Raw genomic sequence first — 24,199 nt, forward strand, 5'->3', positions numbered from 1 at the left:
AGCATCATGTCAACGCTCATCGTTAGCTTGCACTGCTGGCGTTGTAGTCTTACGCCTTAACTATGCTGACACCGTCTACTTGCCGTGCCGCCCGAGCGCTTGTGTCACTCGATCAGGCCGACGTCGCGAAGGCGGCAGGTGTGGGCGTATCGACGGTTCGAAATTTCGAAGCTGGTCGCTCGGTGCCGATCGGCAACAACCTGACCGCCATCCAGCGTGCGCTGGAGGCGGCAGGCGTTGTCTTTCTAGCTGACGGCGAAACCGCACCTGGCGGTCCCGGCGTTCGGTTGGGCGTTACGAGCTCCGCTGACGCGCGGTGACGATCGGCTGCCAGTGCTGGTGGATGATGATGTGACACGGGACGCAGAGCGCCCGCATAAACCGCCAATCGTATCGAGCAGGATGCCGATGGGGCAGATCGTGATGCGCCTCCGCAGACGGGCGCTGACCGCACCGGTGGCATGTGGGGTGCGAATCGAGGTATAGCTTATTGCGCTTCTGCCGGCTGTTCGGCGTCTCGGTGCGCCCGCGTCCGCGCCAGTTCCTGGGATTGCTCATTTCATTTTCTCCATCGCCCATCAGGGGCAATGGTCTTCCAACTGTATCTGGATCGGCGGCGTGGGCCGTTCCTCGCGAGCCGCGCAGCGGCAACCCAAGGTCCGCAGACGGACCGCCCAGAGCGCCCGCAGGCGCGACCGGTGCCGATTCTGGCAGCGGAACTTGATCCAGCTATGAATGACAAAGTGATTATCATTCAAAGCAGCTGATGTGTGGCGTGCCACGGATCAGCGGTATTGCGCCTGCAGTTGAGCTTCGAGGGAAGCGGCCTTGAAGCAGGCTGTGACGTCTTCGTCGCTCATCCAACGTCTTCGATGGCCGGCTACGACATGAACGAAAAACACGTTCTTTTATCTCGTGGCCGTGCATAAAAGGCGTGTCGAGCAACGCACAGGAGGACCCATGCTCGACAAGCTTTTGAAGACCGTCAACCGTCTGGCGGATAGGCATGCTGCGGAGGCCGAGGGGCTTCGCGCCAATGTCGAACGGGAGCGTGCCAGCGATCACGCCCGCCAGCACGCTGGTCGCGAGTTCCAGAATCCAGAAGGTTATACGACGCCACTGCGCAAGAATGCGGAGAACTCGCAGGTGGCGTACGCGCGGGCCCGCAAGGCGTTCGAGAAGGATGGCGGTCTTCGCGCGTTGGCCAATTACCTGGCCATGGAGATCGCTCGGCAGCGCCGGGATGAAGCGGTCGTGGCGCTGAAGAAACACGAGGCCGAGGAAGCGCAGCGCCTCGCGACTGGGGTCCATAAGGAGGTTGCAGCCTTCTTCGCGTTGATGTTCCGCGATGGCGTCGAGCCGCGGCATCTGGCTAATGTCAGCGAGGACGTCCGGGTCATCATCTCCAATCTGATCCGCTGGGACGGCCACGACTGGGATCGCGTCGGACCCGACTCTCCTGTGCCGCAGGTCATCGCGATTTACAGGCACCGCGCGAAGGTCCGGCCCGGCCGGATGGGCGACAGGTCTCGATCGCAGCCGTGTGAGGCAGGCAGCGACGACCCCAACCTGTATCGCTTCGGTGACAACGAAGATGGTCCTGCCAATCGGCCCCTCGACAACGAGCAGGCACCCGATGAGCCGCTGGCGGTGGTGCATGAGGATGTCGTGATCGCTGATGCGGTTCCTTATGCTTTGCCGGTCAACCTATCCCCGGGCACGGTCAAGCTGTTCACCGAGCTGGCCACCTCGCAGGTGGCGATCGATCCCGACTGGGATCTGGGCATTCGGCTGGCGTCGAACGGGTATGACGATCAGCGCAACATCAAGGACACGATCGAGGCTCTTGAGGGGATGTGGCAGCCTGATGCTGTGACGCCGTTCGTCTTCTTTATCGACGCCGCTCGTCGCGGCGGTCTAGGGGCCGGTCGTGCCGCATACCGGGAAGCGACCATCCGCCGCGCGGCAATGCAGATCGCATGCGAGTATGGCGTCGTTCCGGCCATGGGCGTCGCGGCCTGATCATCGACACTCGCCCATGCCGTACTGACGCCAATACCTAGTCCACCGTATCGCACCGCCTGCCGCGATGGCCGCGCACGACAGTGATCGGCCATCCGGCAGGGTGCACCGCGCGACCACACGGTTGTAGCTCTTGCCTACCGGCTGGCAGGAAAGCCGTTTGCCAAGGACGAGGCTAGAGACGATCCGCTGACTGTGGGCGGCGGCGCGATCGTCGCAGCTATAGTTTGCACGACGAGCATCAGGCCGGCGGCATGGTTCGGCGCTTTCGAAGTCCGGTGCTTGAATGCCGGCGATGCGCACCTTCTCGCCGGATCGGCACCATAGGGGGCCATCGCCGTCATGGACGCGGACGACGTCGCAAGTGAACGCCCGCAACGCAGCGGCGGCCAACATCATGGCAATCATCGATCAGGCTGCCATCCAATCGCTCTCCGCGTCGTCGATCGCGGCGAAGGCATCGCCGTCGGCCTGCTGTTTGCGGAGGTGAGCGCGAACGGCCTCGGGATCACCGTCCCGCGGAAAGGTGCGGTCCGCTCGGGCAGCTTCGGCGATGCCCCCCACCCAGTCGCCGCGGTCCCGTTGCGTCAGCAGCCATCGGCCGAAGGCAACTTGGGGTCGATCATCGTCATTCTGCTCGATCATGTGCATGCCTCCATGGTGGCCGCCGCCTGCCACCGATTGTTTGTTCATGCAATGTTCTTGCGAATCGATCGGCGATCGGCGTAGCCTTGGCCATCGCCGGACGCCGGCGCATCGACAGCATCAGGAGCCTCGGTATGGAGCACGATCTCCAGCTACGCGCAGCCGCGCGTGCGATCTACAACGCCTGCTATCCAACAGAGGAATGGGCGCCGTGTGGGTTCGATGAGGCTGAACGGTTCGGCACGGTGCACTACCGGCAGGCCGTCGGCGCAGCTCAAGAGGCACGGTGGGCGCTTACCTCGATGGAAGAACGGCAACTGCTTCTGTCGGTCGTGATCTGACCCAGGCAGCTTGACCGACTCGACTCCAGGAGATCGAAGGCGGATGCTTGCGGCATGGCGACTCACATTCACACGCCTCATGAGCTTGGCGAGCTGCTGACGACGCTACTCGCCGGAGCGGCCGGTGGGACCAAGAAAGACTGGGCGGCGAAGGTCGGCGTGGTCGAGAAGCTGCCGATCGCAATGAACGTGAAGTCGAATTGGCAGGTTACGCCAAACGGGCGGGCTGCAGACAAGAAGGCCATCGGGCAGGCGGTCGACATCGTTCGTGCGCAGCATCCCTACGTGGCAGACTGACAACGTACCTGCACGTCAGCCTACAACCCCGTTCAGGCTAGATGCGCGTCCTCAAGCCTATTGAGGGGCCATGCCCAATCTCCGGGCGAAAGGACACAACATGAAGATCACCAAGATCATCGCTGCAGCGGGCCTGCTCGCAGCTGCAATGGGCGCCAGTGCCAGTGCCGATGCACAGCGCTACAACGGCGACCGCGATCATGGGCGATACGAGCAGCGGAATGACCGCGGCGACCGTGGCCGTCACTATGGCCGGAATGACCGCGGGCATCATTATGGCCGGGACCGTCATCAGCGCTGCCGCACGGAATGGCGCCACCATCACCGTGTTCGCATCTGCCGCTGAAGCTGAAGGCTTGGGGTGCGTTACAGCACCCCAAGACAGCGCCTGGGTCAGCCTCGGTTCAGCACGACTCGGTTAGTTGGCGATTATGCTTAGATCACTGCTCATATCGGCGGTTACCCTCGCGACGCCCGCCGTTGCTGCTCATCGCGATACCCCTGAGATCCAGTTGCAGAAGGCGTTGGCCGGACGTGTGGCTGGCAAGCCGACGAACTGCATCACGCTGTCCGGCGTCAACTCGACCCAGATCATCGACGGTAAGGCGATCATCTACCGGGATGGCAGTCGGCTGTACGTCAATGAACCTCGCTCGGGCGCCGAGTCACTGCGCGATGACGACATTCTGTTCACGCGGACGTTCGGCTCGCAGCTGTGCAGCATCGATACCGTGCGGCTGATCGATCGCGGCTCACGCTTTCCGCGGGGCTTCGTCTCACTCGGCCAGTTCGTCCCGTACACGAAGGTGAAAAATCCGACGTAATCGCTGACGTACCAAGGCGGGATTCTGGATGCGATTTGTCATGCCATGCCCGTTGCTCGCCACTGTCGGCAAGGTCATGGTGGAACGACGCTCTGCCCGGTTGCTCGTCACTCCCGCCGGCAGGGCGACCATCATTAGCCGGTAGTCGTCCTCGTCGGAAACACCGGGCCGCGCACCGTCATCTTGTCGGCCGGGTATGGCTGCTGGAGCGCCACCACATCGTCGTAGCTACCGCGCAACCACCGTTGCCAGTCCGCTTCATGCAGGATGGTGATCATCGCCTTTGGGTGAACCGGGGCGACCAGTTCGTTCGGATCGCAGGTGACCATCGTGAACCCTGCCCCCTTCGCCGTCTGCTGCCAGAACCCAGCGACGGCGAACACCGGCTGATCCGGCACGTCGAACCACATCTCGCCCTTGATCGGCGGGCCATCACCAACCTTGTGCTTGTCAGGCGTCCACTCGCAGAACTCGGTCAGCGGCACGAGGCACCGATTGTGCGGTTCGGCAGCCAGTCGCCGCCACTGGGGCAGGCCCAGGTTGCGGACGTTGGTCATCGGCCACGCAGCACCACCGCCAAGGACATCCCACAGCATGAGGTCGACAGCACGCCGACCGTTCTCATCCCGAACGATGAACGCCTTGCTCTTCGGGAACAGCTCGACCGGATCCCTGTTCGGCCGGACCACGTCCTGAGCCCAGCTGGCGCCGAAGCGTTCGAACAGCGTCTCGGGTTCGCTCGACAGGCGGGCACGGTTACACATCAGGCATCAATCTCGTCATCCTCATCTGCGGAGGATGTCAGTCCCCGTGCGGCCAAAGCGTCCTTCAGCTGACGTTGGATAGTCGAGCCATTCAGATGACCATGGACACCATCGTGTCCTTCGGCGGTGAGCTGCGTGCGAATGTCCGCGACGGAATGGCACGCGCCGGACCGAGCGAGTTGAAATGCCCGCTCGATCGTGCCGATCTCGTTGTCCTTGCTCATGCCCGGCCCACCTTGTCGATCTCGGTCAACAGCCTTGTGCACTCGGCATTTGCTTGCGCCTCCGCCTGCCGCTCTGCCTCGGCACGGTCGGCATATTCGTCTGCCAAGTCGTCATGCGCGGTACGCGCCATGCAGGCTGCGTCTTCTGCGGCTGCTCGCTCGTCCGCTTCTCGCTGGCGCAGATATTCAATGTTATCCGATTCTTGAGTCGGTTCGCCGTTCGTCATGGGGAGCTTATGCGGAGGCCCGGCGAAAACGTCGAGCGTCGACTACTCGCACCCGACCCCATCGCCATCCCGATCGAGCTTGCGCGAATAGCCAGGCTGCCCCGATCGCACTGGCGCAGCGCCGGCGGCCCGCGCCGCAGAGCAATTGGCATAGTAGGAGGCACCACCGCCCCCTCCGGCGTAGGCATAGCTCGCGCCCGACCGGATGCGACGGGCTTTTGTCGAACCATAGTTTCGGCTGTAGCCGCCTCCGCGGCCCCGGCGGGCGTCAGCTTCTTCAGCGATTGCCACCGTGACGAAAATCGCCGCGGTCGCGGCCACCACCAAGTTCAGCACAACCGCCCCCTGCGATCATCGATTCGTTTGGTGAGTATTCCTGACCTGCCTGTCAGAGTCGACCGGCCAAACAGCGTCTGGTGCTACCTGTTGCGGGCTGGGCTTTTGCGCGCGTCGCGCATGTTGCGCATTTCGGCGCCGATCACCGTCAGGTTGGCAGCAATAAAACCGGACATAGCGACGTAGAATGCCATCGTGCTTCTCCCTCCGCCAGCGCGGCTGCTGGCGATGGGTGGATCGTTGGTCGAGGAAAGGTTGACGCCGTCTGAGCAACGAGCCGCCGATCTGTGATCCTGCGGCGACCCGTGCATTCCATAAGGTGATTATCGCCGCTGCTACGGTGATCGAGGGCGCGTAGACCAAGGGTGGGCGACGTTCAGCTCGATGCCTTCACCGTCGGCACCTCGGCGATGCTGGTCGTCCATGCCGGCGAGCGGTTCTCCGACCGCAGCTTCCATTCGCGCCTGAACCCCTGCGATGCCGTCACGGCGGTCCACTTGCCGAACCTGCCGTTGATCTCGTCCAGCGCGCTCATCAACCGATCGCGCTTGCCGCTGTCGTCCTCGAACAGCGTCCTAGGGCGCATGTCTACGGCGACAAGGTCGTCTAGCGTGATGCCCGCCTTCGTATACGCGTAACCGTCCCGCCACGCCCGTTCAGCGCCACGACGGGCGGCGGCGATCAGTTCAAGGCTGTCATTCGTCATCGGGTGCAGGGTCACCGTGCGCGATCCAGCGTATTGCGGCCGGTCGGGCTTGTGACGGTTGGTGTGGAAGAAGGCGGTCAGCCTGGCGGCGACGAGGCCGTGCTGCCGCAGCTTTTCGCCAGCGCGCAGGGCATATTGGCTGAGCGCGCCCATCAGGCCGTCGAACGTGGTCACCGGCGTCCCGAAGGACCGCGTCACGGCCATCCCCTTGCGCGGGGGCGCGACCATCTCGACGGCGGCCGACGGGACACCGCGCAGCTCGGCGACAAGACGTTCGAGCACGACCGTGCCGACCGCGCGCGCCTGCTTCATCGGCATATCGCGCAACGTCCCAGCCGTAGTGATGCCGAGGTCCGCCAGCTTGCGGGCCGTGGCACCGCCAACGCCCCAGACATCCCCAATCGGGAAGGCATGCATCACCTCATGCCGGACGCCGTCGTCGCGGAGATCAGCCACCCCGTTGAAGCCTGGGTTCTTCTTGGCAGCTGCGTTGGCGAGCTTCGCCAGCGTCTTGGTCTCGGCGATGCCCACGCAGGTCGGGATCGTCGTCCATTGGCGTACCTGATCCCGCATCTCATGAGCGTGTGCGACAAGATCGCGATCCTCGAAGCCGGCGAGGTCGAGGAAGGTCTCGTCGATCGAATAGATCTCGAAGTCGCGGGCGAACGCCTCGCAGGCGGCGATCACCCGGCGCTGCATGTCGCCGTACAGGGTGTAGTTCGATGACAGCACGCGGATGCGATGCTGCTTCACCTTGTCGCGCAGATGGTGGATGGGGTCACCCATCTTGATGCCCAGCGCCTTCGCTTCGGCCGATCGGGCAATGGCACAGCCGTCGTTGTTCGACAGGACGATCACCGGCACGCCGACGAGGCTGGCATCGAACGCCCGCTCGCACGAGACATAGTAGTTGTTGCAGTCGATCAGGGCGATCGGCGTGGTCATGCCATCTTGCGGGCGACGCCGACCACGACGCCCCAGATCTCGACATGCTCATCGACCAGGATGTGCGAATAGCCCTCTGCCTCAGGGATCAGCCAATAGCGCCCGTCCATATGGCGCAACCGCTTCAGCGTGCGGTCGCCGTGCACCAGCGCCACGACGATGGCGCCAGATCGCGGCGTTTTCGCACGGTTCACGACGATGAGGTCACCGTCGTTGATCCCGGCGCCCGCCATCGACTGACCATCCACCCGCATGATGTAGCTGGCGGCAGGATGCTCCACTAGCCAGGCGCCGAGGTCGATCGGCTCTTCCATGTCGTCCTGCGCGGGCGACGGAAAGCCGGCAGGCGTGCGGCACAGGAAGAACGGCACCTCGCGCGGCACCAGTTCGTACGGAATTTCGTGCAGCCGCAACGTGTTCATCTCGATTCCCTCGGTCACGCGCATTGTAACGCCCTACAGAACGAAAGAGGAACACGGAATCTGACGCGGTTCGTCGCATGATGCTGAACGGGTTCCAAAAACAGCGTTTGATCGGCCATGCATATCAAGGACGCCACCGGCCCCGCCGGCCACCATCATCGGCATCACGCCCGCCTGAAGCTGAAGATCGGCCGACGGTCTGTCCTGCGGGCGGATGTCGCGATCAGTTCATCCGGTCTACTGGCGATTGGCGGGCTGGTGTCTTCGATCCTGCTCTCGACGGCGGTGATCGTCCAGGTAGCCAAGGATCGCCGTGGATCGGCCCCGGCGAGACCCGACAATCTACCGTTTCGGCCATAACGTGATCGTCATTTGACGTGGCGCAGACGGGGACGCAGCATTGATCAGCCCGATCTCCGGGCGGGAGGATGTTGATGCGCAAACTTCTATTTGCCGCTGTCAGCGTGGGCCTGATGGCGACCGCAACGCCGTCGATGGCTGCACCATGCAAGGACGCGAAGGGCAAGTTCACGAAATGCCCGCCCAAGGCGCCGCCGAAGGCGACGCGCTGTAAGGCCGCCAATGGAAAGTTCGCCAAGTGCGGCACGCCCGGCGCCAAGCCAATCTGAATTCCAAGATACGGCTGGTTCACGGGTTGCGCGGACCAGCCGATCGCAGGAGAGAAGCTGAACCTAGCTCTTGGCGGTGAGTGGCACCGAGGCGCGAGCTGGGGGCCGTGACGCGCTCTGGCCGCCCCTGTCGACCTGTGCAGTCTGCCGCGTATCGTATAGCCGACGGAGGATCATTGCGAGATCGCGCTCAGTCAGCTGCGACGCCGGATCTATCACTGCGCCCTCGGGCAGCGGTTCCACGAACGCCGCTAACCGATTGCAGGCCGCACCAAGGTCGGGATCGAAGGTGTCATCGAAGGCAGCCATCAACCGAATTTATGCCTTATGCCAACGTCTGCAAGATCATAGATGGTCGCATATGCAGGAACTTACCCTTGCCGTGGTCGGCATCGACTTTCCGAACGCGGACGGCAGCAACCGTCGGTCCGAGGCGATGATGACGTTGCCCGGGGAACCCGTCGAACTGATCCCGGAGCCGAAGAACAAGCATGACAGCAACGCCATCGCGGTAATGAGTCCACGCGGCGTGCAACTCGGCTACATCAACGCCGAGCGGGCACCGTACATCGGCGGGCGGATGGCCCGCGGTGAGGATGCCGAGGCGATCTTCCAGGGCCTTGATGGCGGATCAGCGTTCATCCGGGTCAGGTTCGGTGGAGGTGCGCCGACGTTGCCGTCGGTGTCAGACACGCCAGCTACATCGGCACCGACACCACGACCCGTAAGGCGATCGGAGCCGTATGACCCGCACGCCTTCTACCCGGACGAAGACGGGCCAGAATGGGGCGCGTGATGATGCCGTCAGGCGTGAAGGGCGGGCGCCGTGCGCGCTCGGCGAGATCATTCTGTCGTCGCTATGCCAGTCCGGCGCATCCACGACGGCGACGTCTGCGTACCTTCACCTAAAGGGTACAGTGCAGATGATGATCACGCCTGACGAGCAGGCGGAAGCCGTGCATTTGGCGGCGTTCCACGGCGATCGGGTTTATCAGGTCGTAGTCGACATCCTCCAGGCAGCGTTGCGCGAGGAAGATGCAGAGCGAGTCGAGCGGTACAGCCGGATCACGTATTTTTTGAACGTTAAGCGATATGGATAAGCGGGGGCAGCGTTCCGAATGCCTGGTCGCGCGGCATCAAGACCGCGTGCTAGCACCCTGACGGAGCAGATCGTACTTCGCCGCGACCGCCTTCCACAATGCGACCGCCTCCCATTCGCCAGCGATGGCTGCAGCGCCTATCCGCTCGGCGATGTGTCTCGGTGCTCCGCCCCCGTGGTCCTGTTCGACCTTCAGTGCGATGGCCCATAGCTCGTGATCGGTCGCCATCGGATCATCCGCTGCGGATTACCGCCGGCCAAACCCCGCTGTGCTGTTCTCGCCATTGTCCGTCCGGTCGCGGCCAGCCAGCACGTTCTCAAGTTCGGCGAGCGTGTGCGGCACGTCGAGATGCTGCGCCCCAAGGAACAGCCGTGATCCATCGCCTTCAGGTACGGCGTGGGTCAGCTTGTCGATGTCCACCAGCGCCTTGCCCGAGGGGAGCATCTCAATCTGAACGAACCTCATCTCTTGATCCTCGGTTAGACGTTGAAACTGACATCGGTGATATAGAGTCGCTTGACGCATTGCTCAGCGGCCCAAGCCAAGCCCACTTTCTCGGCTTCCTCGCGCGACACGTACGACGGCAGCCCCATCAAGGCGACAGACTCGGCTTCCTCCCCATCGCCACACGTGATGAGCGCGGCGCCTTGCAGCTCGAAAGTGCCGTCAGGCTTTTCCTCGATGCTTATGCAGTCCGCTTCATCAGGCGCCCGCTGGCCGCTCGGTAATCTCGTGATCTCCATCGCTCATCCTTCTCCCTGACACACGATTGCAGAAGTTGCGTTGGTTACACCTGGTCCTCGTCCGGATCGAACGCAGCACGAGCCGCTTCGCCAGCCTTCTCCTCCTTGCCGTCCGTCTGATCGGCGCGACCAGTGTCGCTCTGCCCCTTCCCGTCATCGGACTGGTCAGAGATCGTGCTCTTGTCGACAGATGACGTCGCAGCTTTATCGATGGCCTGCCCTCGATCGTCCGAGCTGGAGCTGCCGTTCGCGTCATGATCTTCGGACATCGTAATCTCCTATTCCGCAGCCCAACGCCCGGCGCATCGTTTCGGCAGCTTCACGCAGCGTCGCTGGAAAACTGGTAAGGTTGGGCTTACGAGTTCCCTCGATCTCATTTGGGCGCGACCGCCCCAGTCTCGTGAGCTGCAACGAAAGACCGCGCGGGGAACGGGCCGGGGCAGTAAGCTATTGCTGATCGTCGCTTGCACCTGTCCCGCTCATCGGCTCAGCTGCGCCACCCAACAGGAGGGCATGATGCGTGACATAGGGTCAATCATCGCGGCGATCGGTGCCGCCGGGTTCTTGGCCATCGTCTTTTTGATGCCGACCAGCGTTGATGCGGCGCTGTACGGCGGTGGCGAGGTCACCAACCTGGCGCTCCAGCAGCGGCAGCTTTTGGCAGCGATGGGCACATCGGCGCTGTTCCTCGCAGGGATCATTCTGCACGCGGCCGGCGCACTGTTACCGAGCGTCGCGGCAGAAGCCGCTCCCCCGGAAGATGAGGAGACCATGTCGCGGCTCGGCATCACCCATGACGCGCACGGCTATCGCGCCGGCGGGTTCGTCTATTCGTCTTTCGCGGCGGCGGCGAAGGCGGTGCAGCGGCGTGGGTGACGGCGCTAGGCCGCCATCTGCTCCGTCAATCTCGCCTTTACGTCCTCGACTGGTTCCGCACCCTCCGGCGTAATCAGCTCGCCGATCCGATCTGGCCAACGACGCAGCAACTGGCGGGTGATGCCGGCGGCAGACACGGTCACCAGTTCGGCCAGTCCACCGACGAGATACTGGATCTGGCCATCGCCTGTGATGCCAACGACCAGCCGCTGAGCCTCGTGGAGCAACAGGCCTTCCCTAACTGGATCTAGGTTGTCGACATCCTCCTGCGTGTTAAACGCGCGTCCCAATATCCCGACGCCGTCCACCGCGGGCATGCAGCACGCCGGAGCAGCCAAAAGCGGCATACAGGGCTCATACCCGTCCAGATAAGAAATGCCCTGAACGTCCTCGGGGTCGCAGCGTTGGAACGTGCTCGCAATGCCCGCCGTCCAAGCCTGTCGTTCGTTCGACCAGCCCGCGATCGTCACCTCGAAATGCCGCTCGACGCATGGGGCGACGTCGCTGGTGACGATGTCGAACATCTGAAGGATGCTGCGGAGGGTGTTTGGAAGCGCGGTCATAATCGAGTCGAAGCTGGGCTGTAGCCCGAGGAGAAACTCCAACGGCATGGAGGGATAGTTCGCGCCCCTGACGGCCATCAGGCATCCGGACCGAGTAAGCTCAGCAACCTTGCTCCGAACGTCCGTCACTCGGCCATCGGGGTCATAGAACGCCCCGTCGGTGATCAAATGAACGGCATCGGTCTTCTGGATGATGATGATCGAGCTCATGCGATTGCACTCCAAGGGCGGAACTGTCCGGCCAGCGGCACGATGGTGGGAGCGTCCATAGTCAGGGGGTTACCGGCCAAGGCACCCAATCCGCCGCCGCCGCCGGTGGCAGCGGCTGCGAAACCACCCGCACCGCCGCCGAACAACGCTAGCAGGCCACGACGGAGCGCTAGGCGGGCAAGGTCCGCGATGATGCCCGACACAGCATCTCCAGCCGCGCCCCGCAGCTTCAGGAAGTTCGAGGCGGCTTCGGCCAGGCCATCGTTCAGCCTCTCGATGCCTCCGACCGCAATGCCTTCCAGCGCCTCGTTGACTTCGTCGCCGCTGGCGGGGATCTCGTCGAGATAGGCGGCGAGAGGGCCACGGTTGTTGCGGTTCACCGCCGCCGTGCCGAACTGTCGCAGCGAGGGTATCGAGTCGAGCACCCCCTTCGCGAGCGCCCCCTCCTGCGGGGTCGCCTTACCTTGCGCGGCAAGGTCCACCACCTTCTGCGCGGCAAGGCGCTGCTCCTCCAGCCCAAGCTCCAACAGCTTCAGCTCGATCGCGCGCCGCTCGGCTGTCGTGCGAGCGAGCCCTTCCTGCGCCTGAAGTATGTCCCGCTGGTGGCCGACCTGCGCCTGCGCGGTTTCCAACTCTTCGTTCGCGAACCGAATCGACTCGTTGCGGTTCACCAAGTCCAGGCGGTTCTGCGTGATCTCGTCGATCAGCTTCTTGCGGGCGTCATATTCCGCCTGGGTAAGATCGCCGCGGTCCTTCTGCTCGTCCAATCGGCCGACCTGAGCCTGCTGGTCGAGCTTGATCCGCTGCCGGCTGAATTCATCCTGCAACCGGGTGTCCGACGTCAGGTCCGACTTCGAAGATAGCAGGTCGCTGCGAAGCCCCAACAGCTCGCGCTCGGCACGGGCGGTGTCACGAATATCCTTCAGCCGCTCGCGTTCCGCCTTGGCCGCCTCGCGTGTCGCTTTGGCATGATCGCGCTTCGACTGCGCAGCGGACTTCTCGGCAGCCTCCGCCGAATTGACCGCCGTCTGCGCCTTCGTGAGATCGGCCCGGTATTGCTCCAGCGCCTTGCCGTCGCCCGCCTGAACCGATCGGCCGCGCTCCTGCACGAGCGCAAGCCTCGCCCGTGCTTTCTCCACCGCCGATGTGGCAGTTGCCAGCGCTACTTGCTTCTCGACCAACCCCGTCGTGGCCTTCCCGATGCCGAGCAGCGCCTTTTGTTGTGCGGTGGCCGTGCCGGTCAGTACAGCCTGTTCCGCCTTCAGCCGCTGCACGCTCTGCGCATAGGTGACGGTCGCCGCCGCCGACGCGGTGATGGTCTTGACCAGGCTCTTGTACTCGGGACGGTCGCCGACAGCCTGCCGAACGGCCAGAGCGAAGTCGTTGATCGGCTGACGGGTGCGGACAGCCTCAGCGGCGAGTTCCCGCAACCGCTTTTTAATAGGATCGGTGGTGTCCTGTTGCTTCGGGACGGTGACGCCGCCGGCCGTGAACACGGGTGTCGTGTCGATGATGCCCGCCGCCTTCTTCACGGACGTGATCGTCGCATTGCGAGAGCTTGCATACGACCGGGTGCCGCTCTCGATGTCGCCCTGGCGGGCCTGTGCCGCAGCGAGGCGCTGCACCGCCGTGGTCTGGCGATTGATCGCGCCGGTGGCCGTGTCCACGAACCGGGCAAGGTCGATCTGCGCCTTGCTCATGGTGTCCGCCGCATCGCCACCTTCTAGCAGGCGCGGGATCAGCACAGTGCCGAGGATCGAACCGGCAGCGAGAATGGCCGCGCCCCATGGACCGGCGAAGAATGACGCAACCCGTCCGGCGGCGCCGCCGACATCTGCCAGCGCATCTGCGATTTGCGGGGCCTGCTGGGCGAAGATGAGGGCGGGATTCTGTCCGCCCGATGCCTGCGCCCCGACGTCTGCCACCTGCCGTCCGAGGTTCCGCCGGGCGTTGGCTATCCGGCCTGCCGACTTATCGATGTCATCCGCGGCCTTTTTGGCGCCCGTGCCAAGACGGTCGAAGCTGGCCGTGCTGTTGCGGGCGAGCTGATCTAGATGCCCTTCAAGCTGCTTCGCCGATCGCTGCATGTTGTTCGTCGAGGACGTGAACGTCGCGTCCATGTCCTTCACGTCAGCCTTCGCCTTGGCCAGCTTCGCGATGATCTCGACCGACACGGTTTCGGCGGTGTAAGTCATGCCCGGTCCCCCATGGCGTTACGGCGGCGCATCAGTCTGTCTGCGCCTTCGCGGCGGCGCGGCCGACGGCTCCAGCAACGAGCTTGCTGATGGCACCGGCTTCCATCATCGCAGCCGGTCCCATGTAAGGGCGGGCAGCCATACGGCTTGTGCCCACCTCCAGTGACAGGGCAGCTTGGGACTGCGAGACGACAACCGAGCTGGTGGGGCCGGTCTGATCGTGCGTGATGCCGCGGACCAGATCGCCCAGATTGTTGTTGGGGGCTTCCCCCGGACGGCTGGCGACGTGGCCCTTGCCCGACGCAGACCCTTCGGTAATCAGGCCCTTTGCTCGATCTTCGACCAGCCGTGCGCCTTGTAGCACCGCCTTGCCGACTTCAGCTTCCATGGCTGCGGCCAAGCGTTTCAACCCACCCCGGCCCATCAGACTGGCTCGTCCGCCGCGGGCGCCTCGATGCCGTAGATCAGCGCGCCCAGTGTGGCGAAGGCGTAGTGCCATGCATCCTCAATCGGCTGACCGACCACGTAGGTGTTGAGCAACTCCATGGCACGAGCGGGAGGAACGGTAACTTCCCGTCCATCGACGACGCCGCGGTTGCCCCCGATCAGCCCAAGCCGAATCGTCTCGATGCAGTCGCGTTGCGTGATCTCGCTTGCGAGGATCTCCGCCTCGGTGATGTTGGACCAGTCGATCTCGCCGGTTGGCAAGAACGCGCGACCCTTCGCAACACGGGCGAAGACGGCTGCTACACCCAGCGGCACGAGTTCGCCGTCCCGGCCGGTGTACCCTGAGGCCCGCTCCAGTTCGTCGATCTGCCGGCGACCGAGATGGAACCGGTACACGCCGTCTCCGAATGGCACCTCGACCCACGTCACCCGGCGGGGGCGGGCCTGGATGTCAGCGCAGAGCTGCGCCAGGCGTTCAACCGCTGGCATTGAAACGATCTCCGCAATCACCTCGTCGGCCTGAACGGTCATGGTGTCGGTCGTCATGCTCGATACTCCAAGGTCCAGGCGGGGATCAGCGGTGCGGCATCAGGAATGCTGAAGGTGGCGATCTCTTCGGGTGTCGCTGGCCGCCCCTGCTGGATCGCCTCGGTCACGGTGCGGACGATCCTCCACAGCTCCGTCAGCGGGCGTGATGCGACGTAATCGGCAACTTCCATCGCCGTCGTGGGTGAGACGACGAACCGGTTTCCGAATCGTACCCCCATGCCGCCGCCGACGAGAGCCAGCCGCAACATCGCCAGACCATGGGCAGTCGGCGCCTTTGCTCGGTCTTTCGGCTCTTTGCTCGCAGGCGTACCGGCCCACAGGGTGCCGACCGGCGTAAGGCGCTCCAACTCCACGCACTGATTGGAGGCCAGATGTAGCCGGTACACGGCGTCGTCGATCGGGATCCAGACGTCGCAGCGATAGAGCCGCATTCGCTGCTCCCATGCGGTGAGAGGCCGACCATCCTCTTTCCAGACGGCGGCGTTTCCCTCTCCCGAGACGGTGCGCATGCCGAACGTCATGCTGTGCGCTGCCCGATCGTGGTGCCGACATCGGCGATCAATCGACCGATCGCGCGGGCGGAGCTGACCGCCATCACCGAGGGTGTGGCGTCAACGATCGTCGTGAACCGATGTTCGAGGCCTTGAAGCTGGCGGAACGCCTTCCGGTCGGCCTTCACCGCGGCACGGCCTTCCTCGTCCAGCCATCGCGCGACCACTTTCCAGCTAGTCGAATAGTGATCGACGCAATCCCACCCGAGCCGGATGAACTGCTCCCGGAAGTCGGCCGGACGCTCCCGCAATGGGGCGCCGGCTCGCACATCCTGCGTGTTTTCGTTGGTTCTCGCGGGCTTCATGCCCCGATTTAAGCGGTGACGAGGTGTATCGTTTACCGCCGTCATGATGCGGCAACCGCCCAGCAGAATGATCGTTGGACAGCGTCGAGGAGAAGACCGATCGCCCATGCCAGCAACGTCGTTCAATGCGATGGACCGAACAGCCCCCACGCCTTCGACATCATCCCGCTACAGCCGCGGAACGGCACCCTGGATGCGAAATGCCCGATCTGTCACGGCTACGGTCAGTGGAACACCGAGATCGATCTCGTCAGCTTCCGGTGCAAGCGGGCTATCTGCGACTATTGCCACGGGGCGGGCTGGGTTGAGACTGGCAACGATCCGGTGGGGCATGCTGACATCGTCATGTCGCCGGATGGCTATCCGCAATGGGTGGTCGCGTTCGATCCGCATCAGGATCCGGATCACCCTGTCGCAGATCCGGCTGCGCCATTGTCCCCGGAGCAGATCAAGCGCTAGATCCTACCGCCGGCTTGCCGCCCAATTTCCAGAGCGATCAACACAGGCCAATTCAACGCGTCAGCCAGCGCCATCTTCACCGCGGCGGCGATCTCGTCACCATGACCGGGATCGGAAACGAAGGTGGCAGGGCTGTCGGTGTACGAGACCGGGCCCCCAGCGGCGTCATAGTGCACCTCGTGGAGGGCCAGATGGTCACCGTGGTCGATGATGCGGTAGTTCCATGTCATTGGGCTGCTCCGGTTGATGGGGTGGTCCGCTCAACATGTGCCGTAGCGACAGGCGCGGCACAGGTTCGGGCATCCCGGCGCTTGCGGTGTCCGGCCGCAACGGCGGCGGCACGGGCTGCGCGGAGCTGTTCGCGACCCTCTTCCATGATCCAGCGGCGGATGCAGCGCCAATTGCAGCGATAATGTTCGTCCAGCCCGTCCCAGCCCATTTCGATGTAGCGATCTCGAAAATCGTCGGGTTTGGGGCGGTAGGGGCGGACGAGACCGGTATCGTTGCGGCGGGGCGGACGGGCGGCCATGGTCCATCGGGCTACCTACCGCAGTCAGTCTGTATTACCGCCGCCACGGCTGCTGGAGGACCGATCGATGATCTGGCGCGACTTGTTCAACCTGTTCACCGGGCGCGAGGCACCGGACGCGCCGCCGCCCTGGGCGGCATACGAGCCGGTGACCGTCGTGCCGGACGAGGAGGTGCGGGCAGCGTTGGTGCAGACAGGCCTATGTCATGGTCGAGACGGGGACGTGGCATTCGTGAAGGCGGCGATCGGCGGCACTGCGTTCGCCAAAGGCATCGACCTGCGACGTCATGGGACACAGCTCGACAAGCCGACGCTCAAGGCCATGAAGGTCCGGCCCACCGCTATGCTGACCGCGGAATACCTGGCGATCCTGACGCCGGCTGGGCTTGCAGACCCGATCGAGGCGGCGCAGTTCCTGACATCCGCTTACCAATCGCTGATTGCTGGCACCAATGCGCTGGGGCGTGCCGAGCATGCCGGTGTGCAGTTCGTCGAGGTGATCCCGAACAACACGGCGGCTGGTCCATGTGCGGCTTGCCTGAAGATGGCGCAGAAGCCGGTGCCGGTTGCCGAGGCGCCGACAGGTCCATTGCCCGAATGCCCGCACCCGACGCAGTGCGTGATCAGGACCAAGTCGGTCTTCTCGCTCAGCTAAGCCTGCGGATATAGAAAGTCCGAAAATGGTGGATAGCGGACGGGCGGGTTTGCGGCTGGATCATAATCAAAGCTGCCGCTAACTCTACCCGATGGACTTTTCCGGCCTCATCGTGCTTCCGCTCGCTGCGCTAATCACTGCCTGCTGGATCGTTGGCACGGCAGTCCTTTCAAAGAATGGTCCGGGCTTTCGAGCGCCGTTTCTCCTATCCTACGGCTTTGGCGCGATCTTCATGGAGCCATGGAAGATCGCGGCATGGCAAGAACTTGGCATGTTCGCGATTATGCTCGTAATGCTCGCGCTTTGGGTTGCGGCCGGATGCGTCGTTGGCGGCATTCCTGCTGCGCTGATCGTCTCGCTCGCGACGAAGTTGCGGCAACGCTTCCGGCATTAAGGAACGGCAGCTTCCTGGCACACTCATAACGGCATGTTACGTCCGACTTTAGGCGGAAGCGGAACGTCCGCTCTTGGGAGGAAAGCGGACATTCGCGAGATCGCGTGATCGGGGTCCGCTACAATCAGAAGCGGACCCGTGTCGGACAGATCAGGCAGGAAAATGAATTCCGCACAATTTGTTGCCGTCGGGGTCACGGAAATAGGCCAGCTCGATGGTGCCCATTGAAGCAGTTTCGCGCGGTCCGGGCGGAGCTTCGATCGATGCCCCGCCAGCGGCAACGGCGGCATCGTGAAGCTGCTTCACCTGTTCGGGCGAGTCGCATGAAAATGCGACGGTGCTGCCGTTGGCGACGCTTGCCGGTTCGTCGTTGATGGGCTGGCTGACGATGAAGTTCGTTCCTTTGCCGTTATTGTATATCAGACGTGTATGGCCGCTGTCGGCGATGTTCCGCGTCCCTTCCCCTGCACCCAAGGTGCCGAGCACCGTGTCGTAGAAGCGCTTGGACCGTTCAATGTCATTCGATCCGACCATGGTGTGAAAAAGCACAGGCACTCTCCTGAAGACTGATCGACTTCCGATCGCTATTATCAGTCTCACCTAGCCGGCGGGTGATCCGCAGTCACCCCGGCCCGTGGAGTGTCCGCTATTGGGCGTTAGCGGGCGTTGGCTGCTCTTCAGCGCGCAATCCGTGCTAGTTGGCCGGCGTTATGGCCGGCTCGGCTATGTCGAGGAGGGTGCCGCTAAATACCAGTCCTGCGGATCTTCTCGGTTACTGGGTAGTGCAACGCCAGGAAGCAAAGTCAGGATGATCGAAATACAGGCTGAGGAATGAGGGCGTAGCCTCGGCGGCGAGAGGGTGTCGCAACAATGCCGTGCTTCGTTCGAACCAGTCCCGCGGCACGGCCACGCTGTCCGAACCGTTCAGGGCTATACAGCGGGCGTGATCGAGCCGGCGAGCGAAGCCGTAGCGGATGTTCGTCGCCCGATCGTTTGCAGCGTGCGCTCGGTCGATGCCGCGGAGGAGGGCCTGCATGGGGTCTTCACCCGTCTTCATGTCGCCTAGCATGATCGCCACCACGAGCGCCTGGAGAGCGATGAACCCGGCGCGGCGCTCGTCCGTCATCGGTACCGAAGGACGGACGCAGGGAGTGGCGCGTTCTAGGGTGCTCAGCCGCCGGACGAGATCACGCATTGTACGGCTCCCCAAAATAGAGATGGCGGTTCCACGACCCGGGGGCGTCTTGCTCGGGATGAATGCCAGTCCGCTGATACTCGACGCGCTGTGGGCCATCCGGGGTTGCCACGACGAACTGGTAGCAGCCGATCATGTCGCCTTCCTGTTCCTCGGGCATGATCTCCCAGGGCAGCAACAGCATGACGCGTCCGTGGATGGCGCCATGCCGCGCCTCCAACGAGGCAAGGCGCCTTTCGATGGTCGCGTTCATAGATGAGCGTCCGCAGGGGACATGCCGGCATAGATACGCTGGAGCCATGGCGCTGCCGCTTCGACCATTCCGATCCAGGCTGCCAAGGCCACGGCAACCGGTCGCCCACACGGCGTCCCGTCGCTGATGAGTTCGGCCTGATAGCGCGCAGCGGCGGCTTCGATCTCAGCCGCTGGCATGCGGGGATCGGCATGTTCGTTCCGTTCAAGGCGGGCGAGACGTTCAGTGATGCGCATGACGATCCTCATCGTAAGCGGAGACGAGGGGCCGACCATGCAGCGCCATGATCGATGCAATCGGCGTTCGATCGCGCGCGAACCGCATCTCCCAAGCGCAATGCTCGGCCGGACTCATTTTCGCGATCCGCTCTTCCAATGAAATTGCCGCGGCTGATGCCGGGAAGCGGCTGGCGAGGCGAGCGACCATGCTGGTGACCGACGCGGCGTCCGCTGCTGTGCTCGTGTTGCCTCCGCTGGTGACGGCATCCTCAAGGAGGGCAAGGCGTTGGATGATCCTCATTTCGCTCCCTTCGCTTCTAGGGCTTCCAACCGGCCCACGATCTCGGCTGTCTCGATTGCCCGACGGTGCTGCTCCATCAGGGCGGCGAATGCCTGCCCCTCATTCGGCGTCAGGTCACCGCCTGCCACCGCCTCCAGTACCGAGGCGAGAACAGCGGGGTGATCCTTCGCGCCGCCAATCGGGGGTAGGTCGAAGGTGAGGAGGCGGTCCTTACGTGGCGGCACCAGCCGTTCGAGGCAGAGCCTAAGCGCAGTCGCATCGCCGTCGAGCGCCTTGTCGATCGCGACGCGGGTCAGCTTTTCAGCCTCCCCATCAAGCAGCGCCTCAGCGGCAAGTGTCGCCCGGCTGCGCGCGCCCTTCGGCTTACCGGGATTGCCGGGTCCGAATGGACGACCCCGCGTTTTTGCGCGGTCATTTCGCGGCTCGGTCATGCTGGATTGCCTACGCCGTGGGACCGCACACTCTTACCGCCGCCAAGGCCGCGGTCGTTGGTCTGCCTCGTTCGTGCCGACCTATTGGCGCTATTGTCACTATTGTCAGGGGCGCGCGCGCTCGCGACCGATCCAGCCGGGACCATCGCTGCCGGCCATTTCCGAAATAGATAGATAGATGACTTTTCTAGCCTACGCCGCGCGAAGGCTGAGGGCGTCAGATTGAGCGCGGGAGTCCGTGACAATAGCGACAATAGTGACAATAGCGCCCGGATCACCGGCCGAACTCCCACAGCAGGACGGGCGAGACGGTCGGGTGCGTGCCATGGCCCATGCCACCGCGAGTGAAGGCGGCGCGGCGGTCACCATCGGCGACGATGGCGCGCTGCTGATCCAGCAAGGCGATCGATCGACCACGCAGCCATACCGCTAAGCCCGAAAATTCCCAGTCGTCACGCGGTCCGATCCCGAACAGATCACCGGCCGACCAGCCCAATGCTATCGCGTTCGCTGCCCACCCGTCGCGAGCAACCCCCAGCGCATCGCGGACGATGCCCCGCCATCTGTCCGCCTGCTCGATCTTCCTCGGCGCAGGCATGTACTCCAGCGCCCGCAGGGAAGCGGCAAGGTGGTCGGGCAGGCCGAACGTTTCCGCTACCGGCGGGAGGGGGGCGGGCTGCTCGCGCCGCTGGGCTACGGCAGCCGCGACGTCACGCCAGCTACCCATTGGCCACCTCATGCACAGCCGGATTGACGAGGAAGTCCTTGCGCGCCTTGCCCGGCGTATCACCGTCCCGCCCTGGTGCCGACCGCAGCCATCCAGCCTCGATCAGCAACTCGGTCGCGCCTTCGACGTCGGCCGCCACCTTCAGCGTCGCAATGCCACTGTTGCGCTGGATGTCGCGGGCATTGATCCGTTGAGCGCCGTGCTTCTTGATGTGCCGGGCCAGAGCTGCGGCATTCCGCTCAACCTCGGGAAGCGCTGCATCACCGAAGACGCGGAGAGCGGACGGTTTGGCATAGTCGTCGACGAAGCCAAGCACCGACACTAGGGTGGTCAGGCTGATCGTCTCCGGCTCGCGGTCGCCGTTCGCCGCCCAAGTCATCAACTCTACGACTAACGCCAACCGCAGCACCATGCCCCGCAGCTTGCCGACGACGCCTTTGTAGAGCGACGATGCCTCGCGAACGGCAGCATCGTTGTCGCGGACCCATGCCTCGAACACATCGGCGGCATCGTCGGCGAGCAGCAGCACCCGTGCATCGATCCGGCCGTCCTCCAGTCGAGGCGCGTCGAGCTGCTGAAGGCGGCGGTACATGCCCTCTAGCTGTTCGGTGTCGGCGATCTGGCGCGGACGCTGATACAGAATCGGATCGGGCCACACCCACAGGAAGCGGGGGACCAGACCGTCGTCCGCCGTCTTCAGCAGGCATTCGCGCAGCTTCTCGGGCTGGATGCCACCAAGGACGGTCACGCCGTTGAACGGCACGAACAGCGGCCCCGCCTTGTTGCTCTTGCGATCGATCACGTGCGGCCGCCCGCCGTATGCTTCCAGCCAGAACTCCCGACCACCCGGCGAATACCGGTCGAAGCTCATCAACCAGGCAGCGAGCTCGTCGCGCAGGTGAAGGGTGCCGTTAGGGTTGCCCGCCAATATCTCGCCGAGGGCTTCCGGCGTCGCGTCCTGCACAACAAGGCGGGGACGCTGCGGCTCATCCGGCTCGACCGCGGCAGTCGGCATAGATGGTGTCGCCACCCCGTCCTTGGTCGCCGCCTTCACCTGCGCCTGCCATTCGGCTCGCTCGGCCTTGGCCCGTTCGTTCTCGGTTTGCCAGCCGATCAGCCGCGACTTGTGCCGTTCGGCCAGCTCTGTTTCCATGCCTCGGAGCGGGCTGGTGGCAGCATCGATCGCAGGCGACTTGTTCGACGACGGATCGCCGACCGGTGCGACCCACAGGACGCACGGTTCCTGCCACTGTGGCGTCGTGGTGTAGGGCTGCACCCGCCGCTTTGCGCCGACGAGCGAAGCGACCACGCCAAGGACGCCCACCGCCACATAGTCGACCGGCGCACCGGCACCGGCCGCCAAGTCGCGGATCAGCGGCCACAGCGATCCGAAGATGTCGGTGGGCATGACTGGAGGCGTGGTGCGCCCGCCCGTCAGGATCGTCATATCAGGCGCTGGCCAAGGGTTCGCACGACGCGGACGGACGACGGTGCCGCCATCGAACGGCTCGGGCGAGAACGGGCGAGCGTCATCGTACGCCGCATGGAATGCCGCGGCGTTCATGACCGAGCCCCCATCAGTTCGGCGTTGAAGTCCTTGTACGGGGGCGTTGGCCGCATGATCCTCGTGGCCAGGCCGGCGGCAGCAAACGCCGCCGCCGCCTTAGCCGCAGCTATAGCACCGGAATCGTCGCTATCCGCACCGATCACGATAGCGCGCGTCACGGGGGTGAAGGTCATCTGCGGCATCATAGAGGTGCCAGCCGCGACCCAGACGGAACGGCCCAACGCCTGGTACAGCGTCAGCCCATCCTCCAGCCCCTCGGTGACGAGCATGCTGGCGGATGGCGGCCCAAGCCGGATCGATCCACCAACGACGTTGCCGAGGCTGTACTTCACCTTCGGCTTACGGTCCGTCTCGGTCGCCTTCACGGCAGCCTTGCGCCCGTCTTCCGTCAGGTAGGTGCGTTGCAACCCGACTAGGTCGCCGACGGGATTGGTGACGATGGCGATCAGCGCGGGCAACAGCCCCGGACCGTTCGCCGCCAGCAAGCCATTCCCGTCGATCTTGGGCGGCGCGAGGCGGGTGAACCGCAGAGTGTGCGGCAGGTCCATCGTGATCCCGCGCGACCGCAGGTACACCGCGGCCGGCGTCCCTTCGATCGGGACGGACCCGGCAACGATACGCTGAGCCACTGGCCGCATGTCCGCCTTCGGCTTGGCGGGCGCACGCTGCTGCTCCAGTTCCCGCAACGCGCCACCGTCCAGCATGTCGATCGCGCCGGGCAGCTTCACGCCATAGGCCTGCTGCACGAAGTCGAGGACATCGCCCGACCAGCCACAGCCGAAGCAATGGGCGCGGCGGTCGTCGGCGTAGATGGTGAAGGACGGGGTGCGATCCTGATGGAACGGGCAACTGGCCTTGAGCTCATTGCCCGCCCGGTGCAGTTTCACGCCAGCCTTCGACGCCACGCCCGACACGGGGAACCGGTCGCGGATCCCGGCGACGATGCGTGCCAGGTCGTTGCTATCGATGCGGCGGGTCATGCAGCGTCCCCCGTCCTGCGCACGAAGGGCAAGATCGTGGCGCTTGGCCGCTTGCGGCGCCGCAAGTTGATACGTCCCGGGTTGTCGAGCGTCTTGAGGCTGATGCGCCACGGGGTCATTTCGACATACACCGCTCCGGTTATTGTGATCCCGTCAGCATCGCTTCCAAGTTCGCCAGTCCGTTCCAGGAGGAAGATGCGGTCGCGCCCGAACGTAGCGACGGAAGCGAACTCGTCTCGATCCGTCTGAAGGTGCGCGAGGATCTTCCCCTCCGCAGTCATCAGGACCACGACGCGATTGTGCTGCACGCTCATGGTCGCGCCCCCATCTTCGGCGCATCGCGCTTATGATCGAATCGGCGCAACGCCCTGCCGTTCGCCTCAATCGCGAGGTGCAGCCGCATCTTCGCAGCCGTGATCGCCGCGATCCTGACAGCAGGACCATACTCCCGTGCCGTCGCGATCCGGGCCACGAACGAGCGCTTACCGTTCTGCACCTCATGCTGAACCACACACCAGTGCGGCCCCTCAACTTGCCGCAGCACGATCATCATGCGGTTCCTCGCGGGC

Annotated in this window: 44 protein-coding genes; 15 read left to right on the forward strand and 29 right to left on the reverse strand. The window is 64.0% G+C overall.

The genetic code is table 11. From position 1 onward, the window contains the following. The first annotated feature begins 62 nt into the window (after nt 1–62). The 7 genes from B2515_RS02390 (at nt 63) to B2515_RS02420 (ending at nt 4,129) form a co-directional block, all read left to right on the forward strand. Complete coding sequence (locus tag B2515_RS02390; protein WP_293873200.1) at nt 63–320, forward strand: helix-turn-helix domain-containing protein; 258 nt, start codon at nt 63–65, stop codon at nt 318–320. 640 nt (nt 321–960) lie between these two features. Further along, a complete protein-coding gene (locus B2515_RS02395; RefSeq protein ID WP_293873202.1) occupies nt 961–2,022 on the forward strand; it encodes a hypothetical protein in 1,062 nt (353 codons plus the stop codon). A 342-nt stretch (nt 2,023–2,364) separates the two neighbouring features. Further along, nucleotides 2,365–2,751, forward strand: coding sequence for a hypothetical protein (locus tag B2515_RS02400; protein ID WP_293873204.1), 387 nt, complete (start codon nt 2,365–2,367; stop codon nt 2,749–2,751). 2 nt (nt 2,752–2,753) lie between these two features. Beyond that, nucleotides 2,754–3,008: a hypothetical protein gene (locus B2515_RS02405; RefSeq protein WP_414711354.1), complete on the forward strand. Its 255-nt coding sequence runs from the start codon at nt 2,754–2,756 to the stop codon at nt 3,006–3,008. A gap of 54 nt (nt 3,009–3,062) precedes the next feature. Beyond that, nucleotides 3,063–3,305 carry a hypothetical protein gene (locus B2515_RS02410; RefSeq protein WP_293873206.1) on the forward strand — a complete coding sequence of 81 codons (243 nt, stop codon included), beginning with the start codon at nt 3,063–3,065 and terminating at the stop codon, nt 3,303–3,305. A 100-nt stretch (nt 3,306–3,405) separates the two neighbouring features. Next, on the forward strand, nt 3,406–3,651 hold the full coding sequence (locus tag B2515_RS02415; RefSeq protein ID WP_293873208.1) for a hypothetical protein: 246 nt from the start codon (nt 3,406–3,408) through the stop codon (nt 3,649–3,651). Nucleotides 3,652–3,736: 85 nt separating this feature from the next. Next, a complete protein-coding gene (locus B2515_RS02420; RefSeq protein ID WP_293873521.1) occupies nt 3,737–4,129 on the forward strand; it encodes a hypothetical protein in 393 nt (130 codons plus the stop codon). 134 nt (nt 4,130–4,263) lie between these two features. Here B2515_RS02420 and B2515_RS02425 read toward each other — a convergent pair whose 3' ends face one another. The 6 genes from B2515_RS02425 to B2515_RS02450 all read right to left on the reverse strand — a co-directional run bounded on the left by B2515_RS02425 (nt 4,264) and on the right by B2515_RS02450 (nt 7,771). Continuing rightward, on the reverse strand, nt 4,264–4,893 hold the full coding sequence (locus B2515_RS02425) for an SOS response-associated peptidase family protein (RefSeq protein ID WP_293873210.1): 630 nt from the start codon (nt 4,891–4,893) through the stop codon (nt 4,264–4,266). Beyond that, nucleotides 4,893–5,117, reverse strand: a complete 225-nt coding sequence (locus B2515_RS02430; protein ID WP_293873212.1) for a hypothetical protein — start codon at nt 5,115–5,117, stop codon at nt 4,893–4,895. The genes B2515_RS02425 and B2515_RS02430 overlap by 1 nt, the downstream gene beginning before the upstream one ends. Then, nucleotides 5,114–5,344, reverse strand: coding sequence for a hypothetical protein (locus B2515_RS02435; protein WP_293873214.1), 231 nt, complete (start codon nt 5,342–5,344; stop codon nt 5,114–5,116). The genes B2515_RS02430 and B2515_RS02435 overlap by 4 nt, the downstream gene beginning before the upstream one ends. A gap of 42 nt (nt 5,345–5,386) precedes the next feature. After that, nucleotides 5,387–5,680 carry an excalibur calcium-binding domain-containing protein gene (locus tag B2515_RS02440; RefSeq protein ID WP_349676224.1) on the reverse strand — a complete coding sequence of 98 codons (294 nt, stop codon included), beginning with the start codon at nt 5,678–5,680 and terminating at the stop codon, nt 5,387–5,389. A 376-nt stretch (nt 5,681–6,056) separates the two neighbouring features. After that, the gene (locus B2515_RS02445; protein ID WP_293873216.1) at nt 6,057–7,331 is read right to left on the reverse strand and encodes a Y-family DNA polymerase; all 1,275 of its coding nucleotides are present in this window, start codon (nt 7,329–7,331) and stop codon (nt 6,057–6,059) included. Then, entirely contained in the window at nt 7,328–7,771 is a 444-nt protein-coding gene (locus B2515_RS02450; protein WP_293873218.1) for a LexA family protein, read from the reverse strand. The genes B2515_RS02445 and B2515_RS02450 overlap by 4 nt, the downstream gene beginning before the upstream one ends. A 99-nt stretch (nt 7,772–7,870) precedes the next feature. Between B2515_RS02450 and B2515_RS02455 the strand changes: the two genes are divergently transcribed. The 4 genes from B2515_RS02455 to B2515_RS02470 all read left to right on the forward strand — a co-directional run bounded on the left by B2515_RS02455 (nt 7,871) and on the right by B2515_RS02470 (nt 9,482). Next, nucleotides 7,871–8,113 carry a hypothetical protein gene (locus tag B2515_RS02455; protein WP_293873220.1) on the forward strand — a complete coding sequence of 81 codons (243 nt, stop codon included), beginning with the start codon at nt 7,871–7,873 and terminating at the stop codon, nt 8,111–8,113. A gap of 74 nt (nt 8,114–8,187) precedes the next feature. Further along, the gene (locus B2515_RS02460) at nt 8,188–8,382 is read left to right on the forward strand and encodes a hypothetical protein (RefSeq protein WP_293873222.1); all 195 of its coding nucleotides are present in this window, start codon (nt 8,188–8,190) and stop codon (nt 8,380–8,382) included. A 361-nt stretch (nt 8,383–8,743) separates the two neighbouring features. After that, nucleotides 8,744–9,178 (forward strand): HIRAN domain-containing protein, encoded by a 435-nt coding sequence (locus B2515_RS02465; protein ID WP_293873224.1) that lies wholly within the window; start codon nt 8,744–8,746, stop codon nt 9,176–9,178. Between the two features lie 127 nt (nt 9,179–9,305). Next, nucleotides 9,306–9,482: a hypothetical protein gene (locus B2515_RS02470; RefSeq protein WP_293873226.1), complete on the forward strand. Its 177-nt coding sequence runs from the start codon at nt 9,306–9,308 to the stop codon at nt 9,480–9,482. 36 nt (nt 9,483–9,518) lie between these two features. Here the strand turns inward: B2515_RS02470 and B2515_RS17335 are convergent, their stop codons facing one another. From B2515_RS17335 to B2515_RS02485, 4 genes are read right to left on the reverse strand one after another with little or no spacing between them, the layout of a single operon-like run. Continuing rightward, nucleotides 9,519–9,710: a DUF6961 family protein gene (locus B2515_RS17335; protein ID WP_414711355.1), complete on the reverse strand. Its 192-nt coding sequence runs from the start codon at nt 9,708–9,710 to the stop codon at nt 9,519–9,521. 18 nt (nt 9,711–9,728) lie between these two features. Next, nucleotides 9,729–9,947 (reverse strand): hypothetical protein, encoded by a 219-nt coding sequence (locus B2515_RS02475; RefSeq protein ID WP_293873228.1) that lies wholly within the window; start codon nt 9,945–9,947, stop codon nt 9,729–9,731. A gap of 14 nt (nt 9,948–9,961) precedes the next feature. Further along, a complete protein-coding gene (locus B2515_RS02480; RefSeq protein ID WP_293873231.1) occupies nt 9,962–10,225 on the reverse strand; it encodes a hypothetical protein in 264 nt (87 codons plus the stop codon). Between the two features lie 44 nt (nt 10,226–10,269). Continuing rightward, nucleotides 10,270–10,494, reverse strand: coding sequence for a hypothetical protein (locus B2515_RS02485; RefSeq protein ID WP_293873234.1), 225 nt, complete (start codon nt 10,492–10,494; stop codon nt 10,270–10,272). A gap of 244 nt (nt 10,495–10,738) precedes the next feature. Between B2515_RS02485 and B2515_RS02490 the strand changes: the two genes are divergently transcribed. After that, a complete protein-coding gene (locus B2515_RS02490) occupies nt 10,739–11,101 on the forward strand; it encodes a hypothetical protein (RefSeq protein ID WP_293873237.1) in 363 nt (120 codons plus the stop codon). Between the two features lie 5 nt (nt 11,102–11,106). On the opposite strand, the gene B2515_RS02495 is transcribed toward B2515_RS02490, so the two are convergent. From B2515_RS02495 to B2515_RS02520, 6 genes are read right to left on the reverse strand one after another with little or no spacing between them, the layout of a single operon-like run. Beyond that, a complete protein-coding gene (locus B2515_RS02495; RefSeq protein ID WP_293873240.1) occupies nt 11,107–11,874 on the reverse strand; it encodes a hypothetical protein in 768 nt (255 codons plus the stop codon). Next, complete coding sequence (locus tag B2515_RS02500; protein WP_293873243.1) at nt 11,871–14,069, reverse strand: phage tail length tape measure family protein; 2,199 nt, start codon at nt 14,067–14,069, stop codon at nt 11,871–11,873. Before B2515_RS02500 ends, B2515_RS02495 begins: the two co-directional genes overlap by 4 nt. Before the next feature lie 31 nt (nt 14,070–14,100). After that, complete coding sequence (locus tag B2515_RS02505) at nt 14,101–14,457, reverse strand: HK97 gp10 family phage protein (protein ID WP_293873246.1); 357 nt, start codon at nt 14,455–14,457, stop codon at nt 14,101–14,103. Nucleotides 14,458–14,492: 35 nt separating this feature from the next. After that, complete coding sequence (locus B2515_RS02510) at nt 14,493–15,062, reverse strand: hypothetical protein (RefSeq protein WP_293873249.1); 570 nt, start codon at nt 15,060–15,062, stop codon at nt 14,493–14,495. After that, nucleotides 15,059–15,586 (reverse strand): hypothetical protein, encoded by a 528-nt coding sequence (locus tag B2515_RS02515; RefSeq protein WP_293873252.1) that lies wholly within the window; start codon nt 15,584–15,586, stop codon nt 15,059–15,061. Before B2515_RS02515 ends, B2515_RS02510 begins: the two co-directional genes overlap by 4 nt. Then, entirely contained in the window at nt 15,583–15,921 is a 339-nt protein-coding gene (locus B2515_RS02520) for a hypothetical protein (protein WP_293873255.1), read from the reverse strand. The genes B2515_RS02515 and B2515_RS02520 overlap by 4 nt, the downstream gene beginning before the upstream one ends. Nucleotides 15,922–15,936: 15 nt before the next feature. Between B2515_RS02520 and B2515_RS02525 the strand changes: the two genes are divergently transcribed. After that, nucleotides 15,937–16,380 carry a hypothetical protein gene (locus B2515_RS02525; protein ID WP_293873258.1) on the forward strand — a complete coding sequence of 148 codons (444 nt, stop codon included), beginning with the start codon at nt 15,937–15,939 and terminating at the stop codon, nt 16,378–16,380. Here B2515_RS02525 and B2515_RS02530 read toward each other — a convergent pair. After that, entirely contained in the window at nt 16,377–16,610 is a 234-nt protein-coding gene (locus tag B2515_RS02530; protein ID WP_293873261.1) for a hypothetical protein, read from the reverse strand. The genes B2515_RS02525 and B2515_RS02530 overlap by 4 nt on opposite strands. Next, nucleotides 16,607–16,909 carry a hypothetical protein gene (locus tag B2515_RS02535; protein WP_293873264.1) on the reverse strand — a complete coding sequence of 101 codons (303 nt, stop codon included), beginning with the start codon at nt 16,907–16,909 and terminating at the stop codon, nt 16,607–16,609. Before B2515_RS02535 ends, B2515_RS02530 begins: the two co-directional genes overlap by 4 nt. A gap of 67 nt (nt 16,910–16,976) precedes the next feature. Between B2515_RS02535 and B2515_RS02540 the strand changes: the two genes are divergently transcribed. Together B2515_RS02540 and B2515_RS02545 are read left to right on the forward strand one after the other, a co-directional pair. Further along, complete coding sequence (locus B2515_RS02540) at nt 16,977–17,564, forward strand: hypothetical protein (protein ID WP_293873267.1); 588 nt, start codon at nt 16,977–16,979, stop codon at nt 17,562–17,564. Between the two features lie 91 nt (nt 17,565–17,655). Continuing rightward, entirely contained in the window at nt 17,656–17,958 is a 303-nt protein-coding gene (locus tag B2515_RS02545) for a hypothetical protein (protein ID WP_293873270.1), read from the forward strand. Nucleotides 17,959–18,108: 150 nt separating this feature from the next. On the opposite strand, the gene B2515_RS02550 is transcribed toward B2515_RS02545, so the two are convergent. The 11 genes from B2515_RS02550 to B2515_RS02600 all read right to left on the reverse strand — a co-directional run bounded on the left by B2515_RS02550 (nt 18,109) and on the right by B2515_RS02600 (nt 24,183). Beyond that, nucleotides 18,109–18,507 carry a VOC family protein gene (locus B2515_RS02550; RefSeq protein WP_293873273.1) on the reverse strand — a complete coding sequence of 133 codons (399 nt, stop codon included), beginning with the start codon at nt 18,505–18,507 and terminating at the stop codon, nt 18,109–18,111. Nucleotides 18,508–18,730: 223 nt separating this feature from the next. Continuing rightward, nucleotides 18,731–19,153, reverse strand: a complete 423-nt coding sequence (locus tag B2515_RS02555) for a hypothetical protein (protein ID WP_293873275.1) — start codon at nt 19,151–19,153, stop codon at nt 18,731–18,733. Next, nucleotides 19,146–19,406 (reverse strand): hypothetical protein, encoded by a 261-nt coding sequence (locus tag B2515_RS02560; RefSeq protein WP_293873277.1) that lies wholly within the window; start codon nt 19,404–19,406, stop codon nt 19,146–19,148. The genes B2515_RS02555 and B2515_RS02560 overlap by 8 nt, the downstream gene beginning before the upstream one ends. Next, nucleotides 19,403–19,642 carry a hypothetical protein gene (locus B2515_RS02565; RefSeq protein ID WP_293873279.1) on the reverse strand — a complete coding sequence of 80 codons (240 nt, stop codon included), beginning with the start codon at nt 19,640–19,642 and terminating at the stop codon, nt 19,403–19,405. The genes B2515_RS02560 and B2515_RS02565 overlap by 4 nt, the downstream gene beginning before the upstream one ends. Continuing rightward, the gene (locus tag B2515_RS02570; protein WP_293873281.1) at nt 19,629–19,925 is read right to left on the reverse strand and encodes a hypothetical protein; all 297 of its coding nucleotides are present in this window, start codon (nt 19,923–19,925) and stop codon (nt 19,629–19,631) included. The genes B2515_RS02565 and B2515_RS02570 overlap by 14 nt, the downstream gene beginning before the upstream one ends. Continuing rightward, entirely contained in the window at nt 19,922–20,356 is a 435-nt protein-coding gene (locus B2515_RS02575) for a hypothetical protein (protein ID WP_293873283.1), read from the reverse strand. The genes B2515_RS02570 and B2515_RS02575 overlap by 4 nt, the downstream gene beginning before the upstream one ends. Before the next feature lie 274 nt (nt 20,357–20,630). Further along, nucleotides 20,631–21,083, reverse strand: a complete 453-nt coding sequence (locus B2515_RS02580) for a hypothetical protein (RefSeq protein ID WP_293873286.1) — start codon at nt 21,081–21,083, stop codon at nt 20,631–20,633. Continuing rightward, a complete protein-coding gene (locus B2515_RS02585) occupies nt 21,076–22,647 on the reverse strand; it encodes a DUF3987 domain-containing protein (RefSeq protein ID WP_293873289.1) in 1,572 nt (523 codons plus the stop codon). Before B2515_RS02585 ends, B2515_RS02580 begins: the two co-directional genes overlap by 8 nt. Next, nucleotides 22,644–23,630, reverse strand: coding sequence for a DUF7146 domain-containing protein (locus B2515_RS02590; RefSeq protein ID WP_293873292.1), 987 nt, complete (start codon nt 23,628–23,630; stop codon nt 22,644–22,646). The genes B2515_RS02585 and B2515_RS02590 overlap by 4 nt, the downstream gene beginning before the upstream one ends. Next, a complete protein-coding gene (locus tag B2515_RS02595; RefSeq protein WP_293873295.1) occupies nt 23,627–23,944 on the reverse strand; it encodes a hypothetical protein in 318 nt (105 codons plus the stop codon). Before B2515_RS02595 ends, B2515_RS02590 begins: the two co-directional genes overlap by 4 nt. Then, on the reverse strand, nt 23,941–24,183 hold the full coding sequence (locus tag B2515_RS02600; RefSeq protein ID WP_293873298.1) for a hypothetical protein: 243 nt from the start codon (nt 24,181–24,183) through the stop codon (nt 23,941–23,943). The genes B2515_RS02595 and B2515_RS02600 overlap by 4 nt, the downstream gene beginning before the upstream one ends. Nucleotides 24,184–24,199 lie beyond the last annotated feature (16 nt).

The organism is Sphingomonas sp. UBA978, from assembly GCF_002292295.1.
In the GTDB taxonomy this organism is placed as follows: Bacteria; Pseudomonadota; Alphaproteobacteria; order Sphingomonadales; family Sphingomonadaceae; genus Sphingomonas.